The sequence below is a fragment of the Actinomadura sp. DC4 genome, from assembly GCF_030406325.1.
Classification (GTDB): Bacteria; Actinomycetota; Actinomycetes; order Streptosporangiales; family Streptosporangiaceae; genus Actinoallomurus.
In genome coordinates, this window is sequence record NZ_JAUEQY010000019.1 from 73,471 (window position 1) to 98,482 (window position 25,012).

Below are 25,012 nucleotides of genomic sequence, written 5' to 3' on the forward strand. Positions count from 1 at the left end.
GGTGTCCGTAACCCGGCCGGCGGCGACATACCAAGGTGACGCCGGGCCGGCGGGAGAGCCAGGAGCAGGGCGGATACCGCCGTCCTTTACTCTTTTGTCGGACGATAGACCGCATAACGGGCACAGAAGGCCGTTCCGCCGAAGGAGCATCAATGACCGTCGAGATGCACGACAACGACGTCGCCGGTGTGGATCTGGACGTCCTGGACGAGGTCCAGCGACGGGTGCTGTGGCTCGCGGTGCGCATCGTCGACGCCGCCAACCGGGACCGCGAGACCGGCGACGGCGTCAAGGTCGGCGGCCACCAGGCCTCCAGCGCCTCGCTGGTGACGGCCATGACCGCGCTGTGGTTCGCGTACCTGCGGGCCGAAGACCGGGTCAGCGTGAAACCGCACGCCTCGCCCGTCTTCCACGCCATCAAGTACCTCCTGGGCGACCTCGACCGCTCGTACCTGACCACGCTGCGCGCCCGCGGCGGCCTCCAGTCCTACCCGAGCCGTACCAAGGACCCCGACGACGTCGACTTCTCCACCGGTTCGGTCGGCCTCGGCGCGGCGGCGCCGCTGTTCGCCGCCGCGGTACGGCGCTACGTGGACGCGCACTGGGGCGCGCCCGAGCGCCGGCCGGGCGAGGAGCCCTCGCGCCGGCAGCCGCGCTTCGTCGCGCTGCTCGGCGACGCCGAACTCGACGAGGGCAACGTCTGGGAGGCGATCGCCGACCCCGCGACGCAGGGCCTCGGCAACGTGATGTGGCTCGTCGACTTCAACCGCCAGTCGCTGGACCGGGTGGTGCCGGGCGTACGGATCGCGCAGTGGCGCGGCCAGTTCGAGGCGGCCGGCTGGCACGTCGTCGAGGTCAAGTACGGCCGGCGGCTGCGCGAGGCGCCCGCGGCCGTACGCGGCTGGATCGACCTGATGTCCAATGAGCAGTACCAGGCGCTGTTCGGGCTGACCGGCCCGAAGCTGCGGGAGATGTTCCTGGACGGCGCGCCCGCCGAGGTCGGCGACGCCGTGGCCGGTCTGCCCGACGACGAGCTGTCCGTGCTGGTCAAGGACCTCGGCGGGCATGACTTGGTGGCGATGCTGGAGGCGTACGCGCAGTGCGACGCCGTCACCGACCGGCCGAGCGTGGTCTTCGCCTACACGGTCAAGGGGTACGGGCTGCCGATCGCCGGCAACCCGCGCAACCACTCGGCGCTGCTCACCGCCGAGCAGATCGCCGCGCTCCGCGAGTCGATGGGCCTGACCGGCGACTGGGACCGCTTCGACCCGGCCACCCCGGCCGGCATCCTGTGCAACCGGCGGCGCGAGGCGCTGCGCCGGCCGCCCGCGGCCCCCTCCCTCGACGTCACGGTCCCCACCGCCACCGGCGTACGGACCTCGCGGCCGGTCTCCACGCAGGACTCCTTCGGCAAGATCCTCGTTGAGCTGTCGCGGGACGAACGGCTCGCGCCGTACCTCGTCACGACCGCGCCCGACGTCGCCACCTCGACGAACCTCGCCGGTTTCATCAACCGCATGGGGGTGTTCTCCCCCGCCGAGCAGCGGGCGTGGAGCGCCGACCCGCTGCTGAAGTGGACCGAGGGCCCCAAGGGCCAGCACATCGAGCTGGGCATCTCGGAGATGAACCTGTTCCTGCTGCTGGGCCAGCTCGGCCTGTCCGGCGAGCTGCACGGCCGCCCGCTCCTGCCGGTCGGCACGGTCTATGACCCGTTCGTGTGCCGTGGCCTGGACGCCTTCATCTACGGCGTCTACTCCGGGTCGCGCTTCGTCGTCGCGGGCACGCCGTCGGGCGTCACGCTGGCCCCCGAGGGCGGCGCGCACCAGTCGAGCGTCACCGCCTCGATCGGGCTCGAACTGCCGAACGTCACCTACATCGAGCCCGCGTACGCGACCGCGCTGGACTGGCTCCTCTGCGACGCCCTCGGCCGGATCGCGACCGGGCCGGGCGAGACCCCGACCGCGGTGCCGGCCGAGAACGGCGCGTACTACTTCCGCCTGACCACCCGGCCGGTGGACCAGGCGCCGTTCGAGGAGGCACGGGCCCGGATGGGCGACGCGGTCCTGCGGCGCCAGGTCCTCGCCGGCGCCTACCTCCTGCGCGAGTCGGAGGTCGACGGCCCGCCGGTGTACCTCGCCGGTACGGGCGCGGTGCTGCCGGAGACGCTCGCCGCGGCCCACGAGCTGGAAGAGGAGGGCATCGCGGCCAACGTCGTCGACGTGACCTCCCCGGACCGGCTGTACTCCGCCTGGCGGCGCACGCTCCGGCAGGGCGTACGGACCGCGACGACGCCCTCGCAGGCGGGCGCGCTGCGCGCGGCGTTCCCCGGCCGGGCGCCGGTCGTGACCGTGCACGACGCCGCCTCGCACGCGATGGCCTGGCTCGGCTCGGCGCTCGGCGTGCCGGCCGTACCGCTCGGCGTGGACGAGTTCGGCCAGTCCGGCTCGATCCCGGAGCTGTACGAGCTGCACGACCTGCTGCCCGGCTCGATCGTCAACGCCGCGCTGGCCGCGCTGTCGCTCACCTGAACAGCGGCTCTCCGGTCTCGAGCAGGGTCTTCAGGCCACTGAGGACGGTCATCCAGCCGGGACCGGAGACGCTCGCCGCGGTCTTGGGGGCGCCCTCCAGGCGGTCGTGGACCACGGTCAGCAGGCAGGTGCCGTCCTCCCGTGGCTCGATCTCCCAGGTGACCCGGCTGGTCTCCTCCTTGGCGAGCTCCTCGTCGTACATCGAGCGCCAGCCGTGCACGAGGCGGCGCGGCGGGTCCCACTCCAGTACCTCGTCATCGCCCCACACCTCGCCATTCGGGCCGTGGGCGCGGTAGCGGCCGTCCTCCATCGAGATCCGGGCGCCGTGGAAGAACTTGGCGGTGAACTCCGGCGTGGTGATGGCCTCCCAGATCCGCTCCGGGCTCGCCTTGATGAACACCTGGTAGACCTGCGTCGTTTCGGTGGTGGTGGTCACGTTCTCCTCCAGCTGAGTCTTGAGCTCGCTGAGCGCGGCGGCCTGCCGCTCGGTGTACTTGCCGATCCAGCGGTCGTGGATCCGCCGTACCGGCACGGGGTTGAGGAAGTGCAACCGGTTGCGCCCGGCCTTACGTGAGACGACGAGCCCCGCCTCCTCCAGGATCCGCAGGTGCTTCATGACGCCGAACCGGGTCATGTCCAGCCGGGACTCCAGCTCGGTGAGCGTACGGCCGTCACGCTCGAAGAGCCGGTCCAGCAGAAGCCTGCGCGTGGGATCGGCGAGGGCCTTGAAGACGAGATCGTCGTCCATGACCGCGAGAATAGGTGACCAAATGGTCACATGTACAGAGCCGACGACCGTACGGCCGGCCGTGAGATGAGTGGGCGCCGCCGGTGACGGGGCTAGAACATCACGCTCATGAAGGTGTTGACGTCCTGCAGGCCGACGCGGTGGTACGTCGCGCGGGCCGGGGCGTTGAAGTCGTTGACGTACAGCGAGACCGCCGGGGCGATCGAGCGCAGCGCCTCGTCCACGACCGCCGCCATGCCGTGGATCGCGTAGCGCCGGCCGCGGAGCTCGGGGTTGACCCAGACGCCCTGCACCTGGCAGGCGTACGGGGTCACGGCGCCGATCTCGGCCTTGAAGACGACCTTGCCGCCCTCGATGCGGGCGAACGCGCGGCCGGAACGGATCAGCTCGGCCACGCGGGCGCGGTAGAGCACTCCCCCGTCGCCGGTCTGCGGCGAGATCCCGACCTCCTCGGTGAACATCGCCACGCAGGCCGGATAAAGCGTGTCGAAGTCCTTCATCGTCACCCGGCGCACGGCGGTGTCCGGGACGACCGGAGGTGGTGACGTGGTCGACATGACCGGCTGGGAGGCGCGTACGGCGCGCGGCGGCCCCCAGTACGGCCGCAGGGAGTTCCAGAGCTGCGTCACGGTCGCGACCGGGCCGACGATCGAGGAACACCGGCGGCCCTGGGAGCGCGCCTTGTCGGCGAAGTGGCGCGACGCCTGGGAGTCGGCGGCGACCGGTACGAGGTTGGCGCCGGAGTAGCACAGGGAGGTGAGCCGCCCGTCCCGGTGGTAGCCCCACATCTGCGCGCCGAGCCGGCCCGGGTCCAGGCCCGCGATGTGCACGCGCGAGCTCACGAAGACGTTGGACACCGGGTCGGCGTCCAGGATCGCGATCGCGTCGTCGAGGTGACGGTCATCGAGTATGCGGACCGGAGAGGTCCGGAGTACCGGGCTCACGAGATCTCCTCAGCTGCCAGCTCGGAGCCATGCGAGCCGAGCCGCCGCCGTGCCGACAGATCCGCTCCGCTCACGCTGTCAAGGGTACGGCAGGATGGCCCGGAGATCTCTCGCGAGGTACCGACGAGCGCCCTATCTGCGGAGATCCTAGACGATCTAGGCGATAACAACCCGAATAAGGGAGCCCCCGGCCGATCCGGCCGGGGGCTCGCGGAAAAGACGGTTTCTCAGGGACGCCCGATGAGCGGACGGGCGGGCACCTTCGGCGCCGCGGACTTGGCCAGGGCCGACGAGGCGACGCTCGACGGGACCGGGTCCGGAAGCGCCGCGCACGTCACGTCCGGGCCGCTGCCCGGCTTGTCCTTCGGCAGCGCGTCGGTGCTCAGGTACGCCGCGACCTTGTCGTCGAGGCACGCGTTGCCGTTGAGGGTGTTGGCGTGGGTCTTGCCACCGAGCTCGGCGACGAGCCGGGACGGCAGCAGCTTGTGCATCTCCACGCCGCCCGGGTACGGCGTCGCGGCGTCCAGCGTGGACTGGACGAGCAGCGCCGTGGTCATGCCCCTGGCGTTGATCTTCAGCTTCGGGCCGCCCTGGAAGGGCCAGTACTTCACCGGGGCGTTGAACCAGACGTTGCCCCACGTGTTGAAGCGGTAGCCCTGCTTGTAGAGCTTGGCGGCGTCACGGTGCCACTTGCTCCAGGAGGTCGGCCACTTGGCGTCCGCGGCCTGGACGGCGTTGTACATCGCGAAACCGTTGTCGTCGGGAGAGAAGATGTTGTCCGAGTAGAAGTCGGCGATCGCCGCGGCGTCGCCCTGCGTCACGTACGCGGAGAACACGTCGGCGATCGGCTCGTACCAGCCGGTGTTGTAGCCCGCGTTGAGGAAGGTGTCGTCGAGCTCGTCCGGGCCGACCTTGCCGCCGATGGCCTGCTTGCCGGCCTTCGCGCGCATCGTGTAGTACGCCTTCTCCACGGCGGCCTCGGTCTTGCCGAGGTGGAAGTGAGAGTCGTACTTGGCGATCCAGGCGAAGAAGAACTTGATGTTGCGCTCGAACGCCTTGTCCTGCTCCAGCTGCGCGTCGTACCAGACCCCGCGGTCGTCGACGTTGCCGTCGAGCACCATGTGCCGCACGCGCGCCGGGAACAGCGTGCCGTACGTCGCGCCGAGGTAGGTGCCGTAGGAGAAGCCGTAGTAGCTGATCTGCCGCTGGCCCAGCGCGCCGCGGATGGCGTCGATGTCGCGGGCCGCGTCGGTGGTCCGCAGGTGCGGCAGCAGCCAGCCGAACTTGCTCGCGCAGGCCTGCGCGTACGCCTTGGACTTCTTCCGCCAGACCGTCTCGTCCTTCGTCGAGTGCGGGACGTAGTCGGGCCGCACCGGGTCGGAGAAGTGCGGGTCGCACGTCAGCGCGGGCACGCTGGCGCCGACGCCGCGCGGGTCGAAGCCGATGATGTCGTACTGGGCCGGGATCTCGGGGTGGCCGACGCCGGTGAACCAGCTCGCGAGGCCGCCGGAGAGGTACAGCCCGCTGCCGCCGGGACCGCCCGGGTTGCCGACCAGCACGCCCTTGTAGTGCTTGGTGTCGGTGTGCTTGACCCGCGACACCGCGACCGAGATCTTCTTCCCGTTCGGGTGGCCGTAGTCGAGCGGCACCTGGATCTGGGCGCACTCGGCGTCGGCCAGGTACGGGTCGTCGCCGGCGCACTTGGCCCACGAGACCGCGGCGGGCGCCGGCGCCTCCTGTGCCTGGGCGGACACGGCCACGGCGGTGCCCGCGAGCCCCAGACTCGCGACTGCCGTGATCACAGCAAGTCTCTTCACGAAACCCCCTCGCGCGCACGGTTCGGCGATGAACCCACGCTGGTCGGAATGCGCAAATTGTGACGCTCAGGGCAATTGCTGAGAAAGGGCGCTAATCAACCGTTGCTTGATCGTGATTGGCCACGGTCGTGACGACCCTGCGCACGGCGGTTTCGGCGAAGGCGGCCGGGACTGCCGGACATGCGAAAACGCCCGGCCGGGTGACCCCGGCCGGGCGTTTCGCCGACTACTCCCCTACGGGCGCGTGAACGCCTGCGGGAACTGCTGCGCGGCGGCCGCCTTCGCGGTCGCCGACGCGGCGGCGGACGGCGGGACCGGCTCCGGCAGTCGCGCGCAGTGCGACTGGTTCGCCGGCAGGGTGCCGTTGGTGAGGAACGCGGCGAACTTGTCGTCGATGCAGGCGTTGCCCCGCTCGACGACGCCGTGCGTACGGCCGCCGTCCTCGATCACCAGGCGCGAGCCCTTGAGCCGCTGGTTCATCTCCACGCCACCGGGGAACGGCGTCGCGGCGTCATTGGTCGCCTGGAAGAGCAGCACCGGCGGGATGCCCTTGGCGTGTCCCACGTCGACCGGCTTGCCGGCCTTGGCGGGCCAGGTCAGGCACGGCGCGTTGTACCATGCGTTGCCCCAGGTCTCGATCTTGTTGCCCTTGAGGTAAAGCTTCCAGTTGTCGGCCCGCCACTTGTTCCAGCTGGTGGGCCACTGGGTGTCGCTGCACTGCACCGCGTTGTAGACCGCGTAACCGTTGTCGTCCGGCGTGGCGCCGAGCAGGTTGTACGCGTCCACGAGCGGCTGGCCGTTGCCCGCCTTGTACTTCGACAGGGCGTTCGCCAGGTACGGCCAGTACGCGCCGAGGTCGATGTAGCCCGCCACCAGGTAGGTGTCGATGAGCTCATCGCCGCCGACGACGCCCTGGAGCGGCGTCTTGGCGAGCTGCGCGCGGAGGTTCAGGAAGTACGAGCGCACCGCCTGCTGGGTCGTGCCCAGGTGGTACGTCGAGTCGTACTTGGCGATCCACGCGAACAGCGCGTTGATGTTCTTCTCGAACGCCTTGTCCTGCTCGAGGTTGGCGTCGTACCAGACGTCGCTCGGCTTGACGTTGCTGTCGAGCACCATGCGCCGGACATGGGAGGGGTACAGCGTCGCGTACACCGAGCCCAGGTAGGTGCCGTACGAGGCGCCGTAGTAGTTGATCTGCTTTTGGCCCAGCGCCACGCGGATGTCGTCCATGTCCTGGACGGCGTCCGTGGTCTTCATGTGCTGGAGCAGCGAGCCGTACTTCTGCCCGCACGCCTTGGAGTAGGCGGCGGACTTCTTCAGCCACGTCCTCTCCAGCGACCTGCTCACCGGCACGTAGTCCGGCCGCACCGGCGCGAAGTAGTTCGCGTCGCAGGTCAGGGACGGGCTGCTGCCGCCCACGCCGCGCGGGTCGAACCCGATCACGTCGTAGGTGGCCTTGAGACCGGCGGGCAGACCGTTCGCCACACGCGAGGCGAAGTCACGGCCGGTGCCACCCGGGCCGCCCGGGTTGACCAGCAGGTCGCCCTGGAAGCCCGTCGTGCCCGTGTGCTTCACACGGGACAGCGCCAGGGTGATCTTCTGGCCGTTCGGCCTGCTGTGGTCCAGCGGGACCGGGAGGCTCGCGCACTCCTGGCCCTCCAGACCCGGGTCGGTGCACGCCGACCAGCTCAGGCTCGCGGACGGCTGAGCCGGCTGCGCCGGACGTGCCTGGGCGGTCGTCGGCACGAGTGCCAACGCGACCAGGCCGGCGCCTGCGGCGGCCGCCGTAATGGCAAGCTTTTTCACGTAACCCCTTTCGCGCGGAGTTCGCCAATGAACTCCGGTTCATGCGGTAACGCATGATTTTCGTGACGATGTCGCACGGCCGGGAGTGCTGAGGCCAACAGTGGCCAAGTTTCAGCAGGACAGCACGGCAAAAGCCCCCGGCCGAATGACCGGGGGCCGCGACGACTCTACCCACTTAATGATCTTAAGTTACGGAGCCTGACAATTTCGGCGAGGCGCGGTCAGGAAACACTGACGTCGGCGCCCGGACCCTCGCCCGTGACGTCGACGCCCATCCCCTCGGCGATGCGGACCGCCTCCTCGATCAGGGTCTCCACGATCGCCGCCTCCGGCACGGTCTTGATGACCTCGCCCTTGACGAAGATCTGTCCCTTGCCGTTGCCCGAGGCGACGCCGAGGTCGGCCTCGCGGGCCTCGCCGGGGCCGTTCACGACGCAGCCCATGACCGCGACCCGCAGCGGGACCGGGAAGTCCTGCAGCGCGGCGGTCACCTGGTCGGCCAGGGTGTAGACGTCGACCTGGGCGCGCCCGCAGGACGGGCAGGACACGATCTCCAGGCCGCGCTCGCGCAGGCCCAGCGACTCCAGGATCGCCAGGCCGACCTTGACCTCCTCGACCGGAGGCGCGGACAGGGACACGCGGATCGTGTCGCCGATGCCCTCGGCCAGCAGCGCGCCGAACGCCACGGAGGACTTGACGGTGCCCTGGAAGGCCGGGCCTGCCTCGGTGACGCCCAGGTGCAGCGGGTAGTCGCACCGGGCGGCGAGCTGGCGGTAGGCGTTGATCATCACGACCGGGTCGTTGTGCTTGACCGAGATCTTGATGTCGCGGAAGTCGTGCTCCTCGAACAGCGAGCACTCCCACAGCGCCGACTCGACCAGCGCCTCGGCGGTCGCCTTGCCGTACTTCTGCAGCAGCCGCTTGTCGAGCGACCCGGCGTTGACGCCGATGCGGATCGGCACGCCGGCGTCCTTGGCCGCGCGGGCGATCTCGCCGACCTTGTCGTCGAACTTCTTGATGTTGCCCGGGTTGACCCGTACGGCCGCGCACCCGGCGTCGATGGCGGCGAAGACGTACTTGGGCTGGAAGTGGATGTCGGCGATCACCGGGATCTGCGACTTGCGGGCGATGGCCGGCAGCGCGTCGGCGTCGTCCTGCGACGGCACCGCCACCCGGACGATCTGGCAGCCGGACGCGGTCAGCTCCGCGATCTGCTGCAGTGTGGAGTTGACGTCCGCGGTGAGCGTCGTCGTCATCGACTGCACCGAGACCGGACTGTCACCGCCCACGGGCACGGACCCCACCATGATCTGCCGCGACTTGCGGCGGGGGGCGATCGGCCTGGGCTTGGCCTGCGGAATCCCGAGATCGACGCTCATGGTCACGCGGCACGGAGCATGCGCCCCGGGGGGATGCCGCGCCCTCCTTCCAGTCGTGCAGGTGGACGTATGGACATAAGCCTAGGCACCTGTGTGAGTGCTGCGCACTCGAAGGGTCTATTGAGGCAATTTCAGGGGGTTGATGACGTCCGCGAGGATGAGCAGCACCCCCAGCCCGACGAGCAGCGTCACGGCCACGTACGTCAGCGGCATGAGCTTGGTCATATCGACCGGCCCGGGATCGGGACGGCCCCGGATCCGGAAGACCAGGGCCTTGAGCCGCTCGTAGCCGACGACCGCGAGATGGCCCCCGTCCAGCGGGAGCAGCGGCACGAGGTTGAGCAGCCCGACGAACAAGTTGAGCGAGACGACGAGCAGGACGAAGCTGGTGAGCTTGTCACGCCAGGTGTCGTTGGAGGAGAACACCTGCCCGGACGCCTCCGCGCCGCCGACGATGCTGCCCGCCTGGCCGCCCTTCGTGCTGGCCCGCTCGTGGCCGAACAGCTTCGGGATCGCGTGCGGGATGTCCACGACGATCTCGCCGATCGCGACGGTCATGTCGCCCATGAACCGGCCCGCGAAGCGGACCGCGGCGACCGGGCCGAGCCGGCGCGTGCGCGCGGCCGGCTCCAGCCCGAAGTAGCCGCTGCCGCCGAGGCTCGCGACCGTGGCCGGGAGCGTGAGGCGCGCCCCCTTCCGGTCCACCACGACGGTCACGGGGGTGCCCGGCCGGGTGTCCCTGATCGCCCGGGACAGCTCGTCCCAGTCGCGTACGGGACGCCCGCCGAAGGACACGATGCGGTCGCGCGCCCGGAGCCCGGCCTTCTTCGAGGGCGAGACGGGGTCGCGCGGGGTGCAGACGTCGGCGGCCGACACGCACGGCGACACGTGGCGCACGACCGTGGTGGCGTCGTCGCCCGAGGGGATGCCGATTCCGGCCGCCAGGCCGATGAGCAGCAGGAACGCCAGGAGGAGGTTCATCACGACACCCGCGACGATGACCGCGGCGCGGCGCGGGGCGGGCTGCCGGTAGAACGCCCGCGGCTCGTCGGCGGGGTCGACCGTCTCCAGCGGCGTGTAGCCGACGATCTTGACGAAGCCGCCGAGCGGGATCGCCTTGATGCCGTACTCGGTCTCCCCGCGCCGCCGCGACCACAGCGTGGCACCGAACCCCGCGAAGAACTGCGACGCCTTCATGCCGAAGCGCTTCGCGGTGAGCAGGTGCCCGGCCTCGTGCAGCACGACGGAGAGCAGGAGCGCCACAACGAAGGCGACCACGCCGAGGAGGCCGTAGAAATTGGTCAACCAGACGTCAGCTCCCGTGCCCGGGCCCGGGCCCACGCGTCGGCGGCCAGCACGTCGTCGAGGGTGAGCGCGGCCGGTGTCGATACGCCGGTACCGCTCATGTGTTCGGACACTACCCGCGCAACCGTGTCAACAATCGCGGGAAATGTCAGGGTTCCGGCAAGGAAAGCGGCAACGCACTCCTCGTTCGCGCCGTTGTAGACCGCCGGGGCCGTGCCGCCCGCCTCCCCGACCTCGCGCGCGAGGCGTACGGACGGGAACGCCTCGTCGTCGAGCGGGAAGAACTCCCACGTGTGCGCGCGGGTCCAGTCGATGGACGGCGCGGCGTCGGGGACCCGGCCGGGCCAGGCGAGGCCCAGCGCGATCGGCAGGCGCATGTCGGGCGGGCCGGCCTGGGCGATCGTCGAGCCGTCGGTGAACTCCACCATCGAGTGCACCGCCGACTGCGGGTGCACCACGACCTCGATCCGGTCGAACGGCACGTCGTACAGCAGGTGGGCCTCGATCACCTCCAGGCCCTTGTTGACCAGCGTCGCGGAGTTGACCGTGACGAGCGGGCCCATCGACCAGGTGGGGTGGGCGAGCGCCTGCTCCGGCGTGACGTCCTCCAGATCCGCGCGGCTCCGCCCGCGGAACGGCCCGCCGCTCGCGGTCACGACCAGCCGGCGCAGCTCCCCCCGGTCGCCCGCGCGCAGGCACTGCGCGAGCGCGGAGTGCTCGGAGTCGACCGCGACGATCTGTCCCGGCTTGGCGCGCTGCTTGACCAGGGGGCCGCCGATGATCAGCGACTCCTTGTTGGCCAGCGCGAGGGTGCGGCCCGCGTCGAGGGCGGCCAGGGTCGAGGCCAGGCCGGCGGCGCCGTCGACGCCGTTCAGCACGACGTCGCAGGGCCACGCCGCCACCTCGGCGATCGTGCCGGGCCCGGCGAGGAGCTTGGGCAGCCGGTAGCCCCCGGAGGAGAACCCGCGCTTCTGCGCCTCGGCGTAGAGGGCGAGCTGCAGGTCCTCGGCGGCCGAGCCCTTGGCCACGGCGACCACCTCGGGCCTGAGGTCGAGAACCTGGGCGGCGAGCAGGTCGACCCGGCCTCCACCGGCCGCCAGCCCGGTCACGCGGAACCGGCCGGGATTGCGGCGGATCACGTCGATGGCCTGCGTTCCGATCGACCCGGTCGAACCGAGGATGACGACGTCTCTGATGCCCGCCGGAGCGGCGTTCTCGTCGGGAGTCACGTCCCCATTCTCACCACCTCACGACGTCAAAGCACACAACACCCGATCACAAGCGCCCTTTTACCGAAAGTGAGCATTCGATCACCCTCGGTGCTGCACACTTTTGCCTCATGTTCAAGAGTGCCCCCTTCGCCCTCGTCGTGCCGGCCGTCAGCGCCGCGCTCGCCGCAGCCGGCCCGGCGACCTCACATCCCGCGCCGGGAGTCACCGGTGTCGTCGACAATGTCATCGCGACCGCCTCGTCCGCGACGCTGCGCTACTGGACGGCCGAGCGCATGCGGCGCGCCGTCATCCCGCCGCCCCGCCACCGCCCGAACGCCATGGCCGACACCGCCGCCCCGGCCGCCGGCGCGCCGGTCGTGATCCCCGGCAGCGCGCCCGCGCGGGCCACCCGGCACCGCAGCGTCGAGACCCCGGGCGCGCCGTGGACCTCACGCGGCGCCGTGCGCGCGACCACCGGCAAGGTCTTCTTCACCATCGACGGCGGCGACTACGTCTGCTCGGCCGGCACCGTCTCCAGCGCCAACCACGACCTCGTCGTGACCGCGGGCCACTGCGCGCAGGACGCCACCGGCAAGTGGGCCCGCAACTGGATCTACGTGCCCGGCTACGACCAGGGCCGCCGCCCGTACGGCGCGTTCGCCGCGCGGCACATGTTCGTGCCCGGCACGTGGTCGGCCCGCGGCGACGAGAACTTCGACGTCGCCCTGGTGGCGCTCGCCACCTCGGCCGGGCGGCACGTCGCCGACGTGGTCGGCGCCCAGGGCATCGCCTTCGACCAGCCGCGCGGCGGGCTCGTCTACGGCTTCGGCTACCCCGCCGGCGGACACTACGACGGCGAGCGGCTGACCTACTGCAGTGGCAGGACCTCTCCCGACTCCCACAAGATCACCAAGGACGAGGGCCTGCGCTGCGACATGACGGAGGGCTCGAGCGGCGGGCCGTGGCTGACCCGGTTCGACGCCGCCACCGGGACCGGCGTTGTCACCTCGGTGAGCAGCTTCAAGTACGCCGACGACCCCGCCACGATGTACGGGCCCTATTTCGGACCGGCCGTGCGCCACATCTACGACCGCGCGCAACAGGCGTGAAATACACACGCGCGTAACAGCGGATCCTTACTGTTGTCCCGCATGAGCAGCAGCCCACCCGTCGAACTCGTCGTGGCCTCGTTCGACGACCCGATCCTGGCCGGCCTCCTCGCCGCAAGGGGAGACCGGCCGGCCGGTACGAGCCGGCGGGTGGGCGGCGCGCCGCCCGTCGACGCCGGGATCGTCTTCCTGGTCGCCCGGCAGGTCTCCGAGACGGTCGGATGCGCCGGACTGCGGCGGCTCGGCGATGACACCGCCGAGGTGGAGCACGTCTACGTGCGCCCGGAGTACCGCGGGCAGGGCATCTCCCGGCTGCTGCTCGCGGGCGTGGAGGACCTCGCCCGGCGGCGAGGGTTCGCGGTCGCGCGGCTGGAGGCCGGCGACCTGCGCTCCGCCGGCCTGTACGCCTCCAGCGGCTACGTCCGGATCGCGCCGTTCGGCCGCCACCCCGCCCGCAGCGTCTGCTTCGAGAAGTCGCTGCTCGTGCCGCTCACCGGGGGCCGGATGCCCGGCCCCCGGAGGACCTTCCCTAACCTGCCTCGCTGATCGCGACGCGGGCGTGCAGGCGGCGCAGCGGCCCCGGCAGCCACCAGTTGGCCCGGCCCAGCAGCCGAATCGTGGCCGGCACCAGCAGCGCCCGTACGAGCGTCGCGTCGACCACCACCGCGGCGAGCAGCCCGACGCCGATGAGCTTGATGAAGGAGATGTCGGAGGTGGTGAAGGCACCGATCACCACCGCGAGGAGCAGCGCGGCGTTGGTGATGATCGCGCCGGTGCGCTGCAGGCCGGTGGCCACCGCGACGGTGTTGTCTCCCGTACGCTCCCATTCCTCCCTGATCCGGCTGAGCAGGAACAACTCGTAGTCCATCGAAAGGCCGAACGCCACCGCGAGGATCAGCACCGGCTGCGACGCCTCGACCGTCCCCGTCGAGGTGAAGCCGAGCAGGCCTGCGAGGTGGCCGTCCTGGAAGCCCCACACCATCACGCCGAACGCCGCGCTGAGCGACAGCACGTTCATCACCAGCGCCTTGAGCGGCAGCAGGATCGACCCGAGCGCCGCGAAGAGCAGGGCGAACGTCACGGTGCCGACGAACAGCGCGGTCCACGGCAGCACCCGGCCGAGGCTGCTCAGCAGGTCGCTGAGCTCGGCGGTCGCGCCGCCGACGTACACCGGTCCCGGCGATGGCAGCGCCCGGATCCGCCGTACGAGGGCGCGGGCGCTCTCTGACTGCGGGTCGGCGGCGGTGCGCACCGCGACGTGTACGGCGTCCCGTCCCGTACCGGCGAGGTCCGCGCTCGTGACCCCCGGCAGGGCGCGCAGGCGGCCGACGTAGCCGTCCAGGCCGGGTCCGGAGACGCCGCCGGTGAGCACGACGTCGATCGGCGACAGCGAGCTGTGCGGGAAGTCGCGGTCGAGGGTGGTCGAAACCGTGCGCGCCTCGGCGCCGGGGGGCAGCGCCCGCGCGTCGACGCCGCCGAACCGGATGCCGAGGAACGGCGCGGCGAGCACGAGCAGCACCAGGATCGAGCCGGTCGCGTACGCCACGGGCCGGCGCATGACGCTGTGCGCGAGCCGGAACCAGGTCCCCCGGTCCTCCCGGGGCCGCAGGCGGATGAGCCGGAGCGCGTCGACGCGGCGGCCGAGCAGCGCCAGCAGCGCGGGCAGCACGGTGAGCGCCGCGATCATGTCGACGAGCACGACCGCCATCCCGCCCAGGCCCATCGACCGCAGGAACATCTGCGGGAAGAACAGCAGGCCGCCGAGGGCGATGGCGACCGTGATGCCGGAGAAGGCGACCGTACGGCCCGCGGTGGCCATGGTCCGCGCCAGTGCCTCCCGTTCGGAGTCGGTACGGCGCAGCTCCTCGCGGTAGCGCGTCACGATGAACAGCGCGTAGTCGATGGCCAGGCCCAGGCCCAGCATGGTCACCACGTTGATCGCGAACGTGGACACGTCGGTGGCGTACGTCAGCAGGTGCAGCGCCGTGAACGCGCCGAGGATGGCCACGCCGCCGATCACGAGGGGCAGCAGCGCGGACACCAGGCTGCCGAAGATCACCACGAGCAGGATCAGCAGGATCGGCGTGGAGATCATCTCCGCGCGGGCGAGGCCGGCGGCGGTCTTCCGGCTCATCTCGGCGTTGACGCCGATCGAGCCGCCGCGCAGCGTCTTCAGCCCCGGCGCGGCCAGGTCGTCGCGGATCTTGTCGTAGGTCTTCAGCCGGGCCTGCAGGTCGGCGCCGGCCAGGCGGATCGCGGCGTACGTCGCGTGCCGGTCGCGGGAGACGAGGGCCGGCGCGCGGCTGTCCCAGTAGGTGGTGACGTGCGGCACCGCGCTCTTGGGCAGCCGGGCCAGCGTGCCGGTGACCGCGGCGCGGAAGGCCGGGTCGTCCACGGTCGCCGTCCGGCTTTCGTACAGGACGACCAGCTCGCCGTCGGCCGGGCCGATGCGGTCATTGATGATCTTGGCGGCGTGCGACGAGCCCGAGCGCGGGTCGTCGAAACCGCCGCCCTTGAGCGCGCCGAAGACCTGGGTGCCCCAAACGGCGGCGATCGCGATGAAGACGAGGGCGCCGGCCAGGACCCACCGGCGTCGCTGGTGGACAAGGCGGCCAAGAGAATCGAACATGTCTCTGCGCTCCGAGTAACCTGTTATCGGCGATAGTTCTGGTGAACACTGTTTACCGTAAACAGCGTTTACTCAAGCACACGCTGTTTACTGAAGTCAAGGGAGAACCGTGCCGACGACCCGCCGGGAACGCATGCGCGACGCCACGCTGCTGGAGATCAAAGAGGTGGCGCGGGAACACCTGCGCGCGCACGGCCCGTCGGGCATCTCACTCCGCGGCATCGCGCGCGACATCGGCATGACCGCGCCCGCGCTCTACCGCTACTACGCGGGCCTAGACGATCTCCTCGCGGCGATGATCCAGACCTACGCCAACGAGATGTGCGACGCGATGGAGGCCGCGCGCGACGCCCTGCCCGGGGACGACCTCGGCGGGCGCCTGCTCGCGGTGACCCGCGCCTTCCGCCGGTGGGCCCTGGATCACCCGCCGGAGTTCACGATGGTCTTCGGCGCGCCCGTTCCCGGCTTCAGCAAACTCAAGGCCGCCGACGAGGCGGGCAGCCGCCTGGGCGGCATCTTCCTCCGCCTGTTCGCCGAGCTCTGGCACCGGCAGCCGTTCCCCGTGCCGACCGACGAGGAGATCACCCCCGCGCTGCGGCACCAGCTGCGGCTGTTCGGGGCCGAGTGCGGCGCGGACGAGGCCGGAGTGCCGCTGGGCGTGCTCCGGTTGTACGTCTCGTCCTGGGTGCGGCTGTACGGCCTGGTCGCGATGGAGATCTTCGGTCATGTGCATTTCATGCTCGAAGACCCCGATCCTCTTTTCGAGTCCGAACTGGCCGACGTCGCCAGGACCATCGGCCTGAAGGACACCTGAGGAGCAACGGCGCACCGTAATCCACGGTCAGCACAGTTTTGCCGCGGTTTGCCGTTGCGGCTACTGCTTGCACACCTTCACGGCGATAGAAATGAGGCCGAAGCGGAGCCGAGGAAGGTGGGGGGATCTTCATGGCCCGTTCCGGTCCGACATTCGACCCGGACGGTCTGACCGCCGCGCAGCGTTACGGGGAGGCCTGCGTCGTGTGCCACAAGAAGTGGCCGCGGCCGAGGGCCCACGTAGGCCGGCTGCCGGACGATTCCCGGGTATTCGCATGCGATGACTGCGTGCCGGCGCTGCGGATCATCCCGCAGCCGGTGCGCAGACGAGCCGCCAGGGGCAAGAAGCCCGACCGGCGGCGAGCTCAGAGCCTGACAAGGGCCTGACCAGAACCTCATTGGAGGAGTGTCCTGAGTCCGGGGGGAGCCCAGGACACTCAATGGAGACGCGCGCCCGGCGGGGGCGGCCGGGCGCGCGTCTCCGCATTTCCGCTATCCCGTCTGGCCCCGGGCCTCCTGCCAGGCGTGGTACCAGTCGGCGTAGTCGGCGCAGCCCTTGCCGCTCGTGCAGCTCGCGGCCGGCATGCGGGCGAACATGATCTTGCTGAGGTACGCGCGGTCGCCCACGTGGTAGGCGCTGCAGAACTGCGGGCGCAGCCGGTCGCGGGCGCAGGCCTCCGGGTTGGCCGGCGCGACGCCGTCCCACTCCGCCACCTGCTGCTGTACCTCGGGCGAGCTGGCCCAGTTGAGCCACTGGTACATGCAGTTCGGATGGTCGGCGCGGGCGCCCATCATCCAGGAGTCCATCCAGCCGGTCACGCCCTCGCGCGGCGTGACCCCGGCGACCGGACGGCCGCTGCGGCTGAGCACGTCCACCTGGTACGGCCAGACCTCGCCCAGCGACGCCTCACCCGTCGCGAACGCGGCGATCGCGTCGGAGGGGTTGAGCCAGTACGTCTTCACCATCGGGCGCTGCCTGGAGATCACCTTCGCCGCGGCGGCGAGCTGCTTCGGCGTCAGCGCGAAGGGGTCCTTGATCTTCAGTTTGCGGTCGTGCGCCCGGAGGTAGAGCGCGACGTCGCCGAGCGTCAGCGGGCTGTCGCGTACGACCAGGTGGCCGGAGTATCGCTTGGCCTGGGCCGGGTCGAACAGCGCCGCCCAGCTGTCCGGCTGCGGACGAACGGTCCGCTGGTCGTACATCAGGAGGTTGGCGCCCCAGGTGAACGGGACGGCGTAGTGCTTGCCCTTCACCGTGAGCTGCGAGCGCAGGGCCGGCTCCAGCTCCTTGTAGGAGTCGATGAGGTCGGTGTTGACCGGAACGACCTGCCGGCTGCTGATGAGCTGACCGGCGATCTCCGGCGTCGCCGCCACCCCGTCGTAGTGCAGGTTCGGCTTCGACATCAGGTCGAGCATCTCCTGCGGGTTCGCCGCGTACTTGATGTTGACCTTGCACTTGGTCTTCTTCTCGAACGGGGTGATCCAGTCGACCCGGGGGTCATTGGAGCCGTCCTCGGCGTAACCGTTCCAGCTCACCAGTGAGACCTGGCCCTCGCCCTGTCCCATGGTCTCGGCCGCGCGTACCTCTTTGGTGGTGTGGCCGCCGCCGCCTCCGCTGCAGCCCGCGAGACCGAGTGCGGCGGCCGCCACGGCCGCCGCGAGCATTCGCGCACGCCTCATGCCGCTCCCGTACGTCGTCGGAAAACCTCTGCGGCGAGCGTAACGACGTGGGCGGCCCCGTGGGGACGGGGGGTGAACGAAGTCCGGACAACCGCGCCGGGGGCTACGCGGTTGTCCGGACGTCAGGCGACCTCGGGAGAGCGCCCCTCTGCAGCCACGCCTGTCACGGAGGTGTTGGAGGGGGAGGCGGCGCGGCTGAAAATTGCCCGCCCGAGGCCGCTGTTCGTGGGCGGCCGTGCGAGGCGGCCGCGAGGGTGGTGCTGACTGGCCCGGTCATCGCCGGCCGCCGTGCCACGCGGCGGCCGGCACCCGGCCCGCTCGTGACGTCTCGGCCTCGCCGAACAGGATGCCGCCCGGCTGCCGGGAAGGGGCCGACGCCCGGTGACGCGCCTGGATGACCTCGATCGACTCGACGAGCTCCTTCACGTTGGGTGCCTCGATGAACATGTCGCCGCCCTGGCCGTGCGGAGGGAGTGCCCACCAGTGGCGGGTCGCCTGCCCGAACCAGATCGTCCAGTGCGGGTAACGCGCCGCTAGCACGGCCAAGACCGAAGCCGGCTGCTGGTCGAGCGATTCGTCGGCAGACATGAGGGGCTCCCTGACAACCGGGGAACGTCTGAATTTTTGCGTGGAGCAAATGTCGACATTCGAAGTGTGTCGTATGCCACAGAGGAGGTCAAGAGCCGTAGCTATTATTTGTAGTTTGCCCAGTCAACGAAACATAGGCGAGACAAAAGCGCTGTTCACGGCCGTGACGGCACAGGGCACCAATGATCGTCCCCGCCGTCCGCTGAACCCCGTTTTCGGTGACGTCATCGCCGCCGCGGCCGGAGCACTCTCCGGTGCTGCTGTCCTTGGACCTGTTGAGCGGTCCCCCTGAGGACATGGTGACCTACTCCGCCGCCGGAGACCAGCCTCCCGGACAGGCGCTTCGGCGACACATCCTCGTGGGGTCGTTTTGCCCAGTCCGGAAAACCACGGCGGGCCGCCACGAAATGCGGGTCACCAATCTTTTCCGGCCCGTGGAAACCTGTAACAAAGCAACGGCGCTAAATGCCTGAAACGGGCGTGCCTTTTATCGGGGGTCCCGCTCACTCCACGTGGCCGCACCCCGGACGGGGTGCGGCCACGGTCGCGCGACTGTCAGCCGTTGGTGGGAAAACCCAGGTTGACGCCGCCGTGGCCCGGGTCGAGCCAGCGCGCGGTGACGACCTTGCCCCGGGTGTAGAAGTGCACGCCTTCCGTGCCGTGCACGTGGGTGTCGCCGAACAGCGACGCCTTCCAGCCGCCGAAGGAGTAGTACGCCATCGGCACCGGGATCGGCACGTTCACGCCGATCATGCCGACCTCGACCTCGTTCTGGAACCGGCGAGCGGCGCCGCCGTCGTTGGTGAAGATCGCCGTGCCGTTCCCGTACGGGTTGGCCGCGATGAGCGCCATGCCGTCGTCATAGGAGCCGGCGCGGACGACCGAGAGCACGGGCCCGAAGATCTCGTCCCGGTAGCAGTCCATCTCGGCCGTGACGTGGTCGAGCACCGTGGGCCCGAGCCAGAACCCGTCTCCCGCCGGCACGGCGTGCGACCGCCCGTCGACGGCGAGCGTGGCGCCCTGGGCGACGCCGCCGTCGAGGTAGGAGACGACCTTGTCGCGGTGCTGCCGGGTGACGAGCGGGCCCATCTCCGAGGCCGTCTCGCTGCCCGGCCCGACGGTCAGCCCGGCCACCCGCTCCTTGATCTTGGCGACGAGCTCGTCGCCGACCGGGTCGACCGCGACCACGACGGAGATCGCCATGCAGCGCTCCCCCGCCGAGCCGAACCCGGCCGAGACCGCCGCGTCGGCGGCCAGGTCGAGGTCGGCGTCGGGCAGGACCAGCATGTGGTTCTTGGCCCCGCCGAGCGCCTGCACGCGCTTGCCGTGCGCGGTGCCGGTCTCGTAGACGTAGCGCGCGATCGGCGTGGAGCCGACGAAGCTCACGGCGCGTACGTCCGGGTGCGTCAGCAGGGTGTCCACGGCCACCTTGTCGCCGTGGACGACGTTGAAGACGCCGTCGGGCAGTCCCGCCTCACGCCACAGCTCGGCGAGCCGGATGGAGGTGGAGGGGTCCTTCTCCGACGGCTTGAGCACGAAGGTGTTGCCGGCCGCGATCGCCACCGGGAACATCCACATCGGCACCATCGCCGGGAAGTTGAACGGCGTGATGCCCGCGACGACGCCCAGCGGCTGGCGGATGGAGTAGGAGTCCACCCGGGTCGAGACGTTCTCGGAGAAGCCGCCCTTGAGCAGGTGCGGGATCCCGCAGGCGAACTCCACGACCTCCAGCCCGCGCGCCACCTCGCCCGCGGCGTCGGACCGGACCTTGCCGTGCTCGGAGCTGATCAGCGCCGCGAGCTCGTCCCGGTTGCGCACGAGCAGCTCGCGGAAGGCGAACAGGATGTTGGCGCGCTTGGCCAGGGACGTGTCGCGCCAGGCCGCGAAGGCCTCGCTCGCGGCGGCGACGGCCGCGTCGGCGTCATCGGCGGCGGCGAAGTCGACGTGCCCGCTGAGCTCGCCGCTCGCCGGGTCGAAGACGTCCCCCTGACGCTCGGCGGTGCCGGTCCAGGGTTTGCCGCCGATCCAGTGGGTGATGCGTTTCATGAGATCGCTTCCAGTGCGTCGACGAGGATGGCCAGGCCTTCTTCGCCTTCTTCTTCGGTGAGGGTGAGCGGCGGGGCCATCCGTACGGTGTTGCCGTACAGGCCGCCCTTTCCGACGAGCAGCCCGCGGGCCCTGGTCTCCTCCAGCAGCCGGGCGGCGAGCTCGGGCCCGGCCAGCTCGATCGCGAACATCAGGCCCTTTCCGCGCACGTCCGTCACGACGTCCAGGCGCTCGCCGGCGGCCTTCAGCCCGTCGATGATCCGCCCGCCGACCTTGGCCGCGCCGGCCTGCAGGTCGTGGTCGAGGATGTAGTCGAGCGTGGCGTTCGCCGCCGCGGTCGAGACCGGGTTGCCGCCGAAGGTCGACAGCCCGGTCGCGTGCAGCGAGTCCAGCAGCTCGCCGCGGGCGACGACGCCGCCGATGGCGAAGCCGTTGCCGAGCCCCTTGGCGAAGGTCATCATGTCCGGCGTCACACCGTGGTTCTGGATGCCCCAGAAGTTCTGCCCGGTACGGCCCCAGCCGGTCTGCACCTCGTCGGCGATGAACAAGATCCCCTGTTCGGCGAGGACCTCCTGGTAGGCCGCGTACAGCCCGTCCGGCGGTGCGGTGAAGCCGCCCACGCCCTGGATCGGCTCGGCGATGACCGCGGCCACGTCGCCGCCCGTGACGGTGGCCAGCGTGTGCCGCAGGTCATCGACGCACGCCGCGATGTAGTCCGCGTCGGACAGCCCGCGGAACTGCGCGAGGTGCCGGTCGCCGCCGTGCAGGAAGTAGACGCTGAGCGGCGAGAGCGCGCTGTTCTTCCACGAGCGGTTGGCGGTGATCGAGATGGTGCCGAACGACCGTCCGTGGTAGCTCTGCCGCATCGCGAGCACCTGGTTGCTCTTGCGGGTGTACGTCGCGAGCAGCAGCGCCGTCTCGTTCGCCTCGGTGCCGGAGTTGGTGAAGAACACCTTGGCGTCCTCGATGCCGGACAGCCGGGCGATCTTCTCGGCCAGCTCGACCTGGCCGCGCAGGAGGTACAGCGTCGAGGTGTGCACGACCCCGGTGGCGAGCTGGCGCTCCACGGCCTCGCGCACCTCGGCGACGTCGTAGCCCAGGGTGTTGGTGACGATCCCCGCGAAGAAGTCGAGGTAGGTACGGCCCTCGGCGTCCGTGACGCGGCGTCCGCTGCCGCTGACGATCTCGATGGGCTCGTCGTAGTAGAGGGTTACCCAGTTCGGGATGACCGCGCGATGACGTGCAAGCAAGTCCGACATGTCTAGAGTCTTCCTGTCGTTCCGTGCCGAGCACCAGGCGACACAGTGTCAGGACTCCGGCCCCGCATCTGGCAACCTGTCAGGCCCGGCGAACGGGCCCTCACAGCTCGTTCAGCCGGCGGGCCAGGCGGAAGTCGTGCTCGGTGAGGCCGCCCGCGACGTGAGTGCTCTGGGTCAGGGTGACCTTGTTCCACCGGATCGTGATGTCCGGGTGGTGGTTCGCCTCCTCGGCCACCTCCGCGACCCGGTTGACGAACGCCATCGCCTCCTTGAAGTCCTTGAACTCCAGGGTCCGCACGATGGAGTCCCCGCTGAGCTCCCAGCCGGGGGTGCCGGCCAGCTCGCGGCGGACGTCGTCCTCTTTCAACGGCTCCATTGCAGCCACTCCTCTCCCTCGTTTCATACCATCACGAATGTGCTGCCCACTCTGGCCGACGTTCTGCGTCTCGACGCGGTACGACGCGGCGAGCCCCGCGTCGTCGCCGGCGCGGACCGGCTGGACGCCCGCGTGCGCTGGGTGCACAGCGCCGAGGTCACCGACATCGCCCACCTGCTGCGCGGCGGCGAACTCGTGCTCACGACCGGCATCGCGCTGCCCGACGAACCCGTACGGCTGCGCACGTACGTCGCCGAGCTGGCCGAGGTCGGCGTCAGCGGCCTGATCGTCGAGCTGGGCCGAAAGTACGCCGACACGCTCCCGGCCGCGCTCATCTCCGCCGCCGAGGAGTACGGGCTGCCGCTGATCGCCTGGGCGCGGGAGACGCCGTTCATCGACGTCACCGAGGCCGTCCACGCCCAGATCATCGACGCGCAGCTCGCCGAGGTGCGCGCCTCCGAGACGCTGCACGAGGTCTTCACCCAGCTGTCGGTCGACGGGGCGCCGCCCGACGAGGTGGTCCGCCAGGTGGCGCGGCTCGCCGGCCGGCCCGCGGTGCTGGAGAACCTCTCCCACCAGGTCCTGGCGGCGGACGCCGCGGGCGCCGACCCGGCCGAGCTGCTGGTCAGCTGGGAGACCCGGTCGCGAGCCGTACGCAGCGAGGAGCGCACCGCCTACGACGAGTCGGCCCAGTGGCTGGTCACCGTGGTCGGCGCGCGCGGGGAGGACTGGGGGCGGCTCATCATCGCCTGTTCCGAGCCGCCGTCGCCGCGCCTGGTGGTGCTCATCGAGCGGGCGGCGACGACGCTGGCGCTCGGCCGGCTGCTCGAACAGCACGCCCAGAGCCTCGAACGCCAGGCGCACGGCTCGATCATCAGCGGCATCCTCGCGCACGCCTACTCCGACCCGCAGGAGGCGGCGGCGCGCGCCCGCGCGCTCGGCGTGCCGCTCACCGGCCGCCGCCTGCTCGGCATCGTGGTGCTGCCCTGCCGCGCCGGCGGCGGGCCGCTCCCGCTCGCGGAGCTGGCCGACTCCACCGCCGCGGCCTGCCGCGACGCGAGCCTGGCCGCGCTCGTCGGCACGCTCGACGAGGGATCGCCGCAGGAGCGGGTCGGCGTGCTCGCCTCGCTGCCCGCGCGGGCCGAGGACGAGCGGATCCTGGGCGACGTCGCGCGGCGCCTGCGCGCCCACACCGCCGCGCCGGCCGGCGAGGGCCGCCGTGGCTTCGTCATGGCGGCCGGTTCGATCGTCGAGTCGATCCGTGACGTACGCCGCTCGTTCCTGGAGGCCGAGCAGGTCGCCGACGTCGCGGCGCGGCGCAGCGACGACCTGCCGTTCTACCGCCTGCCCGACCTGCGGCTGCGCGGCCTGCTGCACCTCCTGCGCGACGACGCGCGGCTCCAGACGTTCGTCGAACGCGAGCTGGGCCCCCTCCTGACGCACGACGCCCAGCGCGGCGGCGACCTCGTCCACGTGCTGGGGCTCTACCTCGGCAGCGGGCGCAACAAGGCGCTCGCCGCGCACCGGGCGCACCTGTCCCGCCCGGCCCTGTACGAGCGGCTGCGGCGGATCGAGCGGGTGCTGGGCGCCGATCTGGAGGACGTGGAGTCCTGCGCGTCGCTGCACGTGGCCCTGCTCGCCCTGGACTCCGTACGAAGGGACCGCTCGTGACCTCATCGCGCGCACGCGACCTGGGCATCCGGATCGGCGACGCGGACCCCGGACCGGCCGGCGCGATCACCGACGTGGCCGGCGTACGCGTCGGGCACGCGACGATCGTCGAGGGCGACGGGCCGCTGCGGACCGGCGAGGGCCCGGTCCGTACCGGCGTCACGGTGATCCTGCCGCACGAGGGTTCGGTGGAGGACGAGCCGCTGTACGCGGGCTTCCACTGGCTCAACGGCAACGGCGAGCTGACCGGCACCGCCTGGATCCACGACGGCGGCATGCTCACCACGCCGATCGGGCTGACCAACACCCACAGCGTCGGCGTGGTCCGCGACACGCTGATCGAGCTCGCCCCGCGTGGCGGCGGCCACAACTCCTGGGGCCTGCCGGTCGTGGGCGAGACCTGGGACGGCGTCCTCAACGACATCGACGGCGCCCACGTGACCGCCGCCCACGTACGCGCGGCGTACGCGGCGGCGGAGCGGTCCGGGCCGGGCGAGGCGGTGGCCGAGGGCAACGTCGGCGGCGGCACCGGCATGATCTGCCACGGCTTCAAGGGCGGCGTCGGGACGTCCTCGCGCGTCGTGGAGGGCGGCTGGACGGTCGGCGTGCTCCTGCAGGCCAACCACGGACGGCGCGAACGGCTCACCGTGGACGGCGTTCCGGTGAGGATCGACGACGTGCCACGGCCGGTGCCGCCGGCGTACGAGGGCGCGGGTTCGGTGATCGCGATCGTGGCGACGGACGCGCCGCTGCTCCCTCACCAGTGCCGCCGGCTGGCCCAGCGCGCCGGCCTGGGCATCGCGCGTACGGGCGGGGCCGGGGAGAACTCCAGCGGCGACGGCTTCCTCGCCTTCTCCACCGCGAACCGCGGGCGGCTGCCCGCCGACCGGCCCGGCGCCACGCCGCCGCCGGTGTTCCAGGTCGACGCGCTGGCCGACGCCCGTCTCGACCCGCTCTTCCACGGCATCATCGAGGCGACGGAGGAGGCCGTGGTCAACGCCCTGCTGGCCGCCGAGACGATGACGGGCCGGGACGGCGTCACCGCGTACGCCCTGGACGCCGAACGTCTCCTGGGCCTTCTCAGGCCTCGTGCGGGCGGTGGCTGA

At 70.9% G+C, this 25,012-nt stretch carries 19 protein-coding genes; 6 read left to right on the plus strand and 13 right to left on the minus strand.

The window, feature by feature from the left end; translation table 11 throughout:
• Positions 1 to 152 precede the first annotated feature (152 nt).
• On the plus strand, positions 153 to 2,528 hold the full coding sequence (locus QWU11_RS28490; RefSeq protein ID WP_290117523.1) for a pyruvate dehydrogenase: 2,376 nt from the start codon (positions 153 to 155) through the stop codon (positions 2,526 to 2,528).
• On the opposite strand, the gene QWU11_RS28495 is transcribed toward QWU11_RS28490, so the two are convergent.
• From QWU11_RS28495 to dxr, 7 genes are all read right to left on the minus strand, one after another.
• Positions 2,521 to 3,276 carry a metalloregulator ArsR/SmtB family transcription factor gene (locus QWU11_RS28495; RefSeq protein ID WP_290117524.1) on the minus strand — a complete coding sequence of 252 codons (756 nt, stop codon included), beginning with the start codon at positions 3,274 to 3,276 and terminating at the stop codon, positions 2,521 to 2,523. The two genes, QWU11_RS28490 and QWU11_RS28495, sit on opposite strands and share 8 nt — an antisense overlap.
• Before the next feature lie 92 nt (positions 3,277 to 3,368).
• Positions 3,369 to 4,220, minus strand: a complete 852-nt coding sequence (locus QWU11_RS28500) for a GNAT family N-acetyltransferase (RefSeq protein ID WP_290117525.1) — start codon at positions 4,218 to 4,220, stop codon at positions 3,369 to 3,371.
• A 227-nt stretch (positions 4,221 to 4,447) separates the two neighbouring features.
• On the minus strand, positions 4,448 to 6,022 hold the full coding sequence (locus tag QWU11_RS28505; RefSeq protein WP_290117526.1) for an alpha/beta hydrolase: 1,575 nt from the start codon (positions 6,020 to 6,022) through the stop codon (positions 4,448 to 4,450).
• Positions 6,023 to 6,271: 249 nt separating this feature from the next.
• Positions 6,272 to 7,843, minus strand: a complete 1,572-nt coding sequence (locus QWU11_RS28510) for an alpha/beta hydrolase (RefSeq protein WP_290117527.1) — start codon at positions 7,841 to 7,843, stop codon at positions 6,272 to 6,274.
• Positions 7,844 to 8,064: 221 nt separating this feature from the next.
• The gene (ispG, locus tag QWU11_RS28515) at positions 8,065 to 9,222 is read right to left on the minus strand and encodes a flavodoxin-dependent (E)-4-hydroxy-3-methylbut-2-enyl-diphosphate synthase (RefSeq protein ID WP_290117528.1); all 1,158 of its coding nucleotides are present in this window, start codon (positions 9,220 to 9,222) and stop codon (positions 8,065 to 8,067) included.
• Positions 9,223 to 9,339: 117 nt separating this feature from the next.
• Positions 9,340 to 10,527: a site-2 protease family protein gene (locus tag QWU11_RS28520; protein WP_290117529.1), complete on the minus strand. Its 1,188-nt coding sequence runs from the start codon at positions 10,525 to 10,527 to the stop codon at positions 9,340 to 9,342.
• Positions 10,524 to 11,756: a 1-deoxy-D-xylulose-5-phosphate reductoisomerase gene (dxr, locus tag QWU11_RS28525; protein WP_290117530.1), complete on the minus strand. Its 1,233-nt coding sequence runs from the start codon at positions 11,754 to 11,756 to the stop codon at positions 10,524 to 10,526. The genes QWU11_RS28520 and dxr overlap by 4 nt, the downstream gene beginning before the upstream one ends.
• A 110-nt stretch (positions 11,757 to 11,866) precedes the next feature.
• On the opposite strand from dxr, the gene QWU11_RS28530 reads away from it, so the two are divergent.
• Both QWU11_RS28530 and QWU11_RS28535 read left to right on the plus strand, forming a co-directional pair.
• The gene (locus QWU11_RS28530; RefSeq protein WP_290117531.1) at positions 11,867 to 12,847 is read left to right on the plus strand and encodes a trypsin-like peptidase domain-containing protein; all 981 of its coding nucleotides are present in this window, start codon (positions 11,867 to 11,869) and stop codon (positions 12,845 to 12,847) included.
• A gap of 42 nt (positions 12,848 to 12,889) precedes the next feature.
• The gene (locus tag QWU11_RS28535) at positions 12,890 to 13,393 is read left to right on the plus strand and encodes a GNAT family N-acetyltransferase (protein ID WP_290117532.1); all 504 of its coding nucleotides are present in this window, start codon (positions 12,890 to 12,892) and stop codon (positions 13,391 to 13,393) included.
• Here QWU11_RS28535 and QWU11_RS28540 read toward each other — a convergent pair.
• Positions 13,377 to 15,476: an MMPL family transporter gene (locus tag QWU11_RS28540; protein ID WP_290117533.1), complete on the minus strand. Its 2,100-nt coding sequence runs from the start codon at positions 15,474 to 15,476 to the stop codon at positions 13,377 to 13,379. The genes QWU11_RS28535 and QWU11_RS28540 overlap by 17 nt on opposite strands.
• A 109-nt stretch (positions 15,477 to 15,585) precedes the next feature.
• Here QWU11_RS28540 and QWU11_RS28545 point away from each other — a divergent pair, with 109 nt between their 5' ends.
• Entirely contained in the window at positions 15,586 to 16,290 is a 705-nt protein-coding gene (locus QWU11_RS28545; RefSeq protein ID WP_290117534.1) for a TetR/AcrR family transcriptional regulator, read from the plus strand.
• Positions 16,291 to 16,781: 491 nt separating this feature from the next.
• Here the strand turns inward: QWU11_RS28545 and QWU11_RS28555 are convergent, their stop codons facing one another.
• From QWU11_RS28555 to QWU11_RS28575, 5 genes are all read right to left on the minus strand, one after another.
• Complete coding sequence (locus QWU11_RS28555) at positions 16,782 to 17,966, minus strand: ABC transporter substrate-binding protein (protein ID WP_290117536.1); 1,185 nt, start codon at positions 17,964 to 17,966, stop codon at positions 16,782 to 16,784.
• A 273-nt stretch (positions 17,967 to 18,239) separates the two neighbouring features.
• Positions 18,240 to 18,554, minus strand: coding sequence for a hypothetical protein (locus QWU11_RS28560; protein ID WP_290117537.1), 315 nt, complete (start codon positions 18,552 to 18,554; stop codon positions 18,240 to 18,242).
• A gap of 555 nt (positions 18,555 to 19,109) precedes the next feature.
• The gene (locus tag QWU11_RS28565) at positions 19,110 to 20,600 is read right to left on the minus strand and encodes a CoA-acylating methylmalonate-semialdehyde dehydrogenase (RefSeq protein WP_290117538.1); all 1,491 of its coding nucleotides are present in this window, start codon (positions 20,598 to 20,600) and stop codon (positions 19,110 to 19,112) included.
• Positions 20,597 to 21,859, minus strand: a complete 1,263-nt coding sequence (locus tag QWU11_RS28570) for an aminotransferase class III-fold pyridoxal phosphate-dependent enzyme (RefSeq protein WP_290117539.1) — start codon at positions 21,857 to 21,859, stop codon at positions 20,597 to 20,599. Before QWU11_RS28570 ends, QWU11_RS28565 begins: the two co-directional genes overlap by 4 nt.
• A gap of 100 nt (positions 21,860 to 21,959) precedes the next feature.
• Positions 21,960 to 22,235 (minus strand): 4a-hydroxytetrahydrobiopterin dehydratase, encoded by a 276-nt coding sequence (locus QWU11_RS28575; protein WP_290117540.1) that lies wholly within the window; start codon positions 22,233 to 22,235, stop codon positions 21,960 to 21,962.
• Positions 22,236 to 22,274: 39 nt separating this feature from the next.
• Between QWU11_RS28575 and QWU11_RS28580 the strand changes: the two genes are divergently transcribed.
• Positions 22,275 to 23,906, plus strand: coding sequence for a PucR family transcriptional regulator (locus QWU11_RS28580; protein ID WP_290117541.1), 1,632 nt, complete (start codon positions 22,275 to 22,277; stop codon positions 23,904 to 23,906).
• Positions 23,903 to 25,012 (plus strand): P1 family peptidase, encoded by a 1,110-nt coding sequence (locus tag QWU11_RS28585; protein ID WP_290117542.1) that lies wholly within the window; start codon positions 23,903 to 23,905, stop codon positions 25,010 to 25,012. Before QWU11_RS28580 ends, QWU11_RS28585 begins: the two co-directional genes overlap by 4 nt.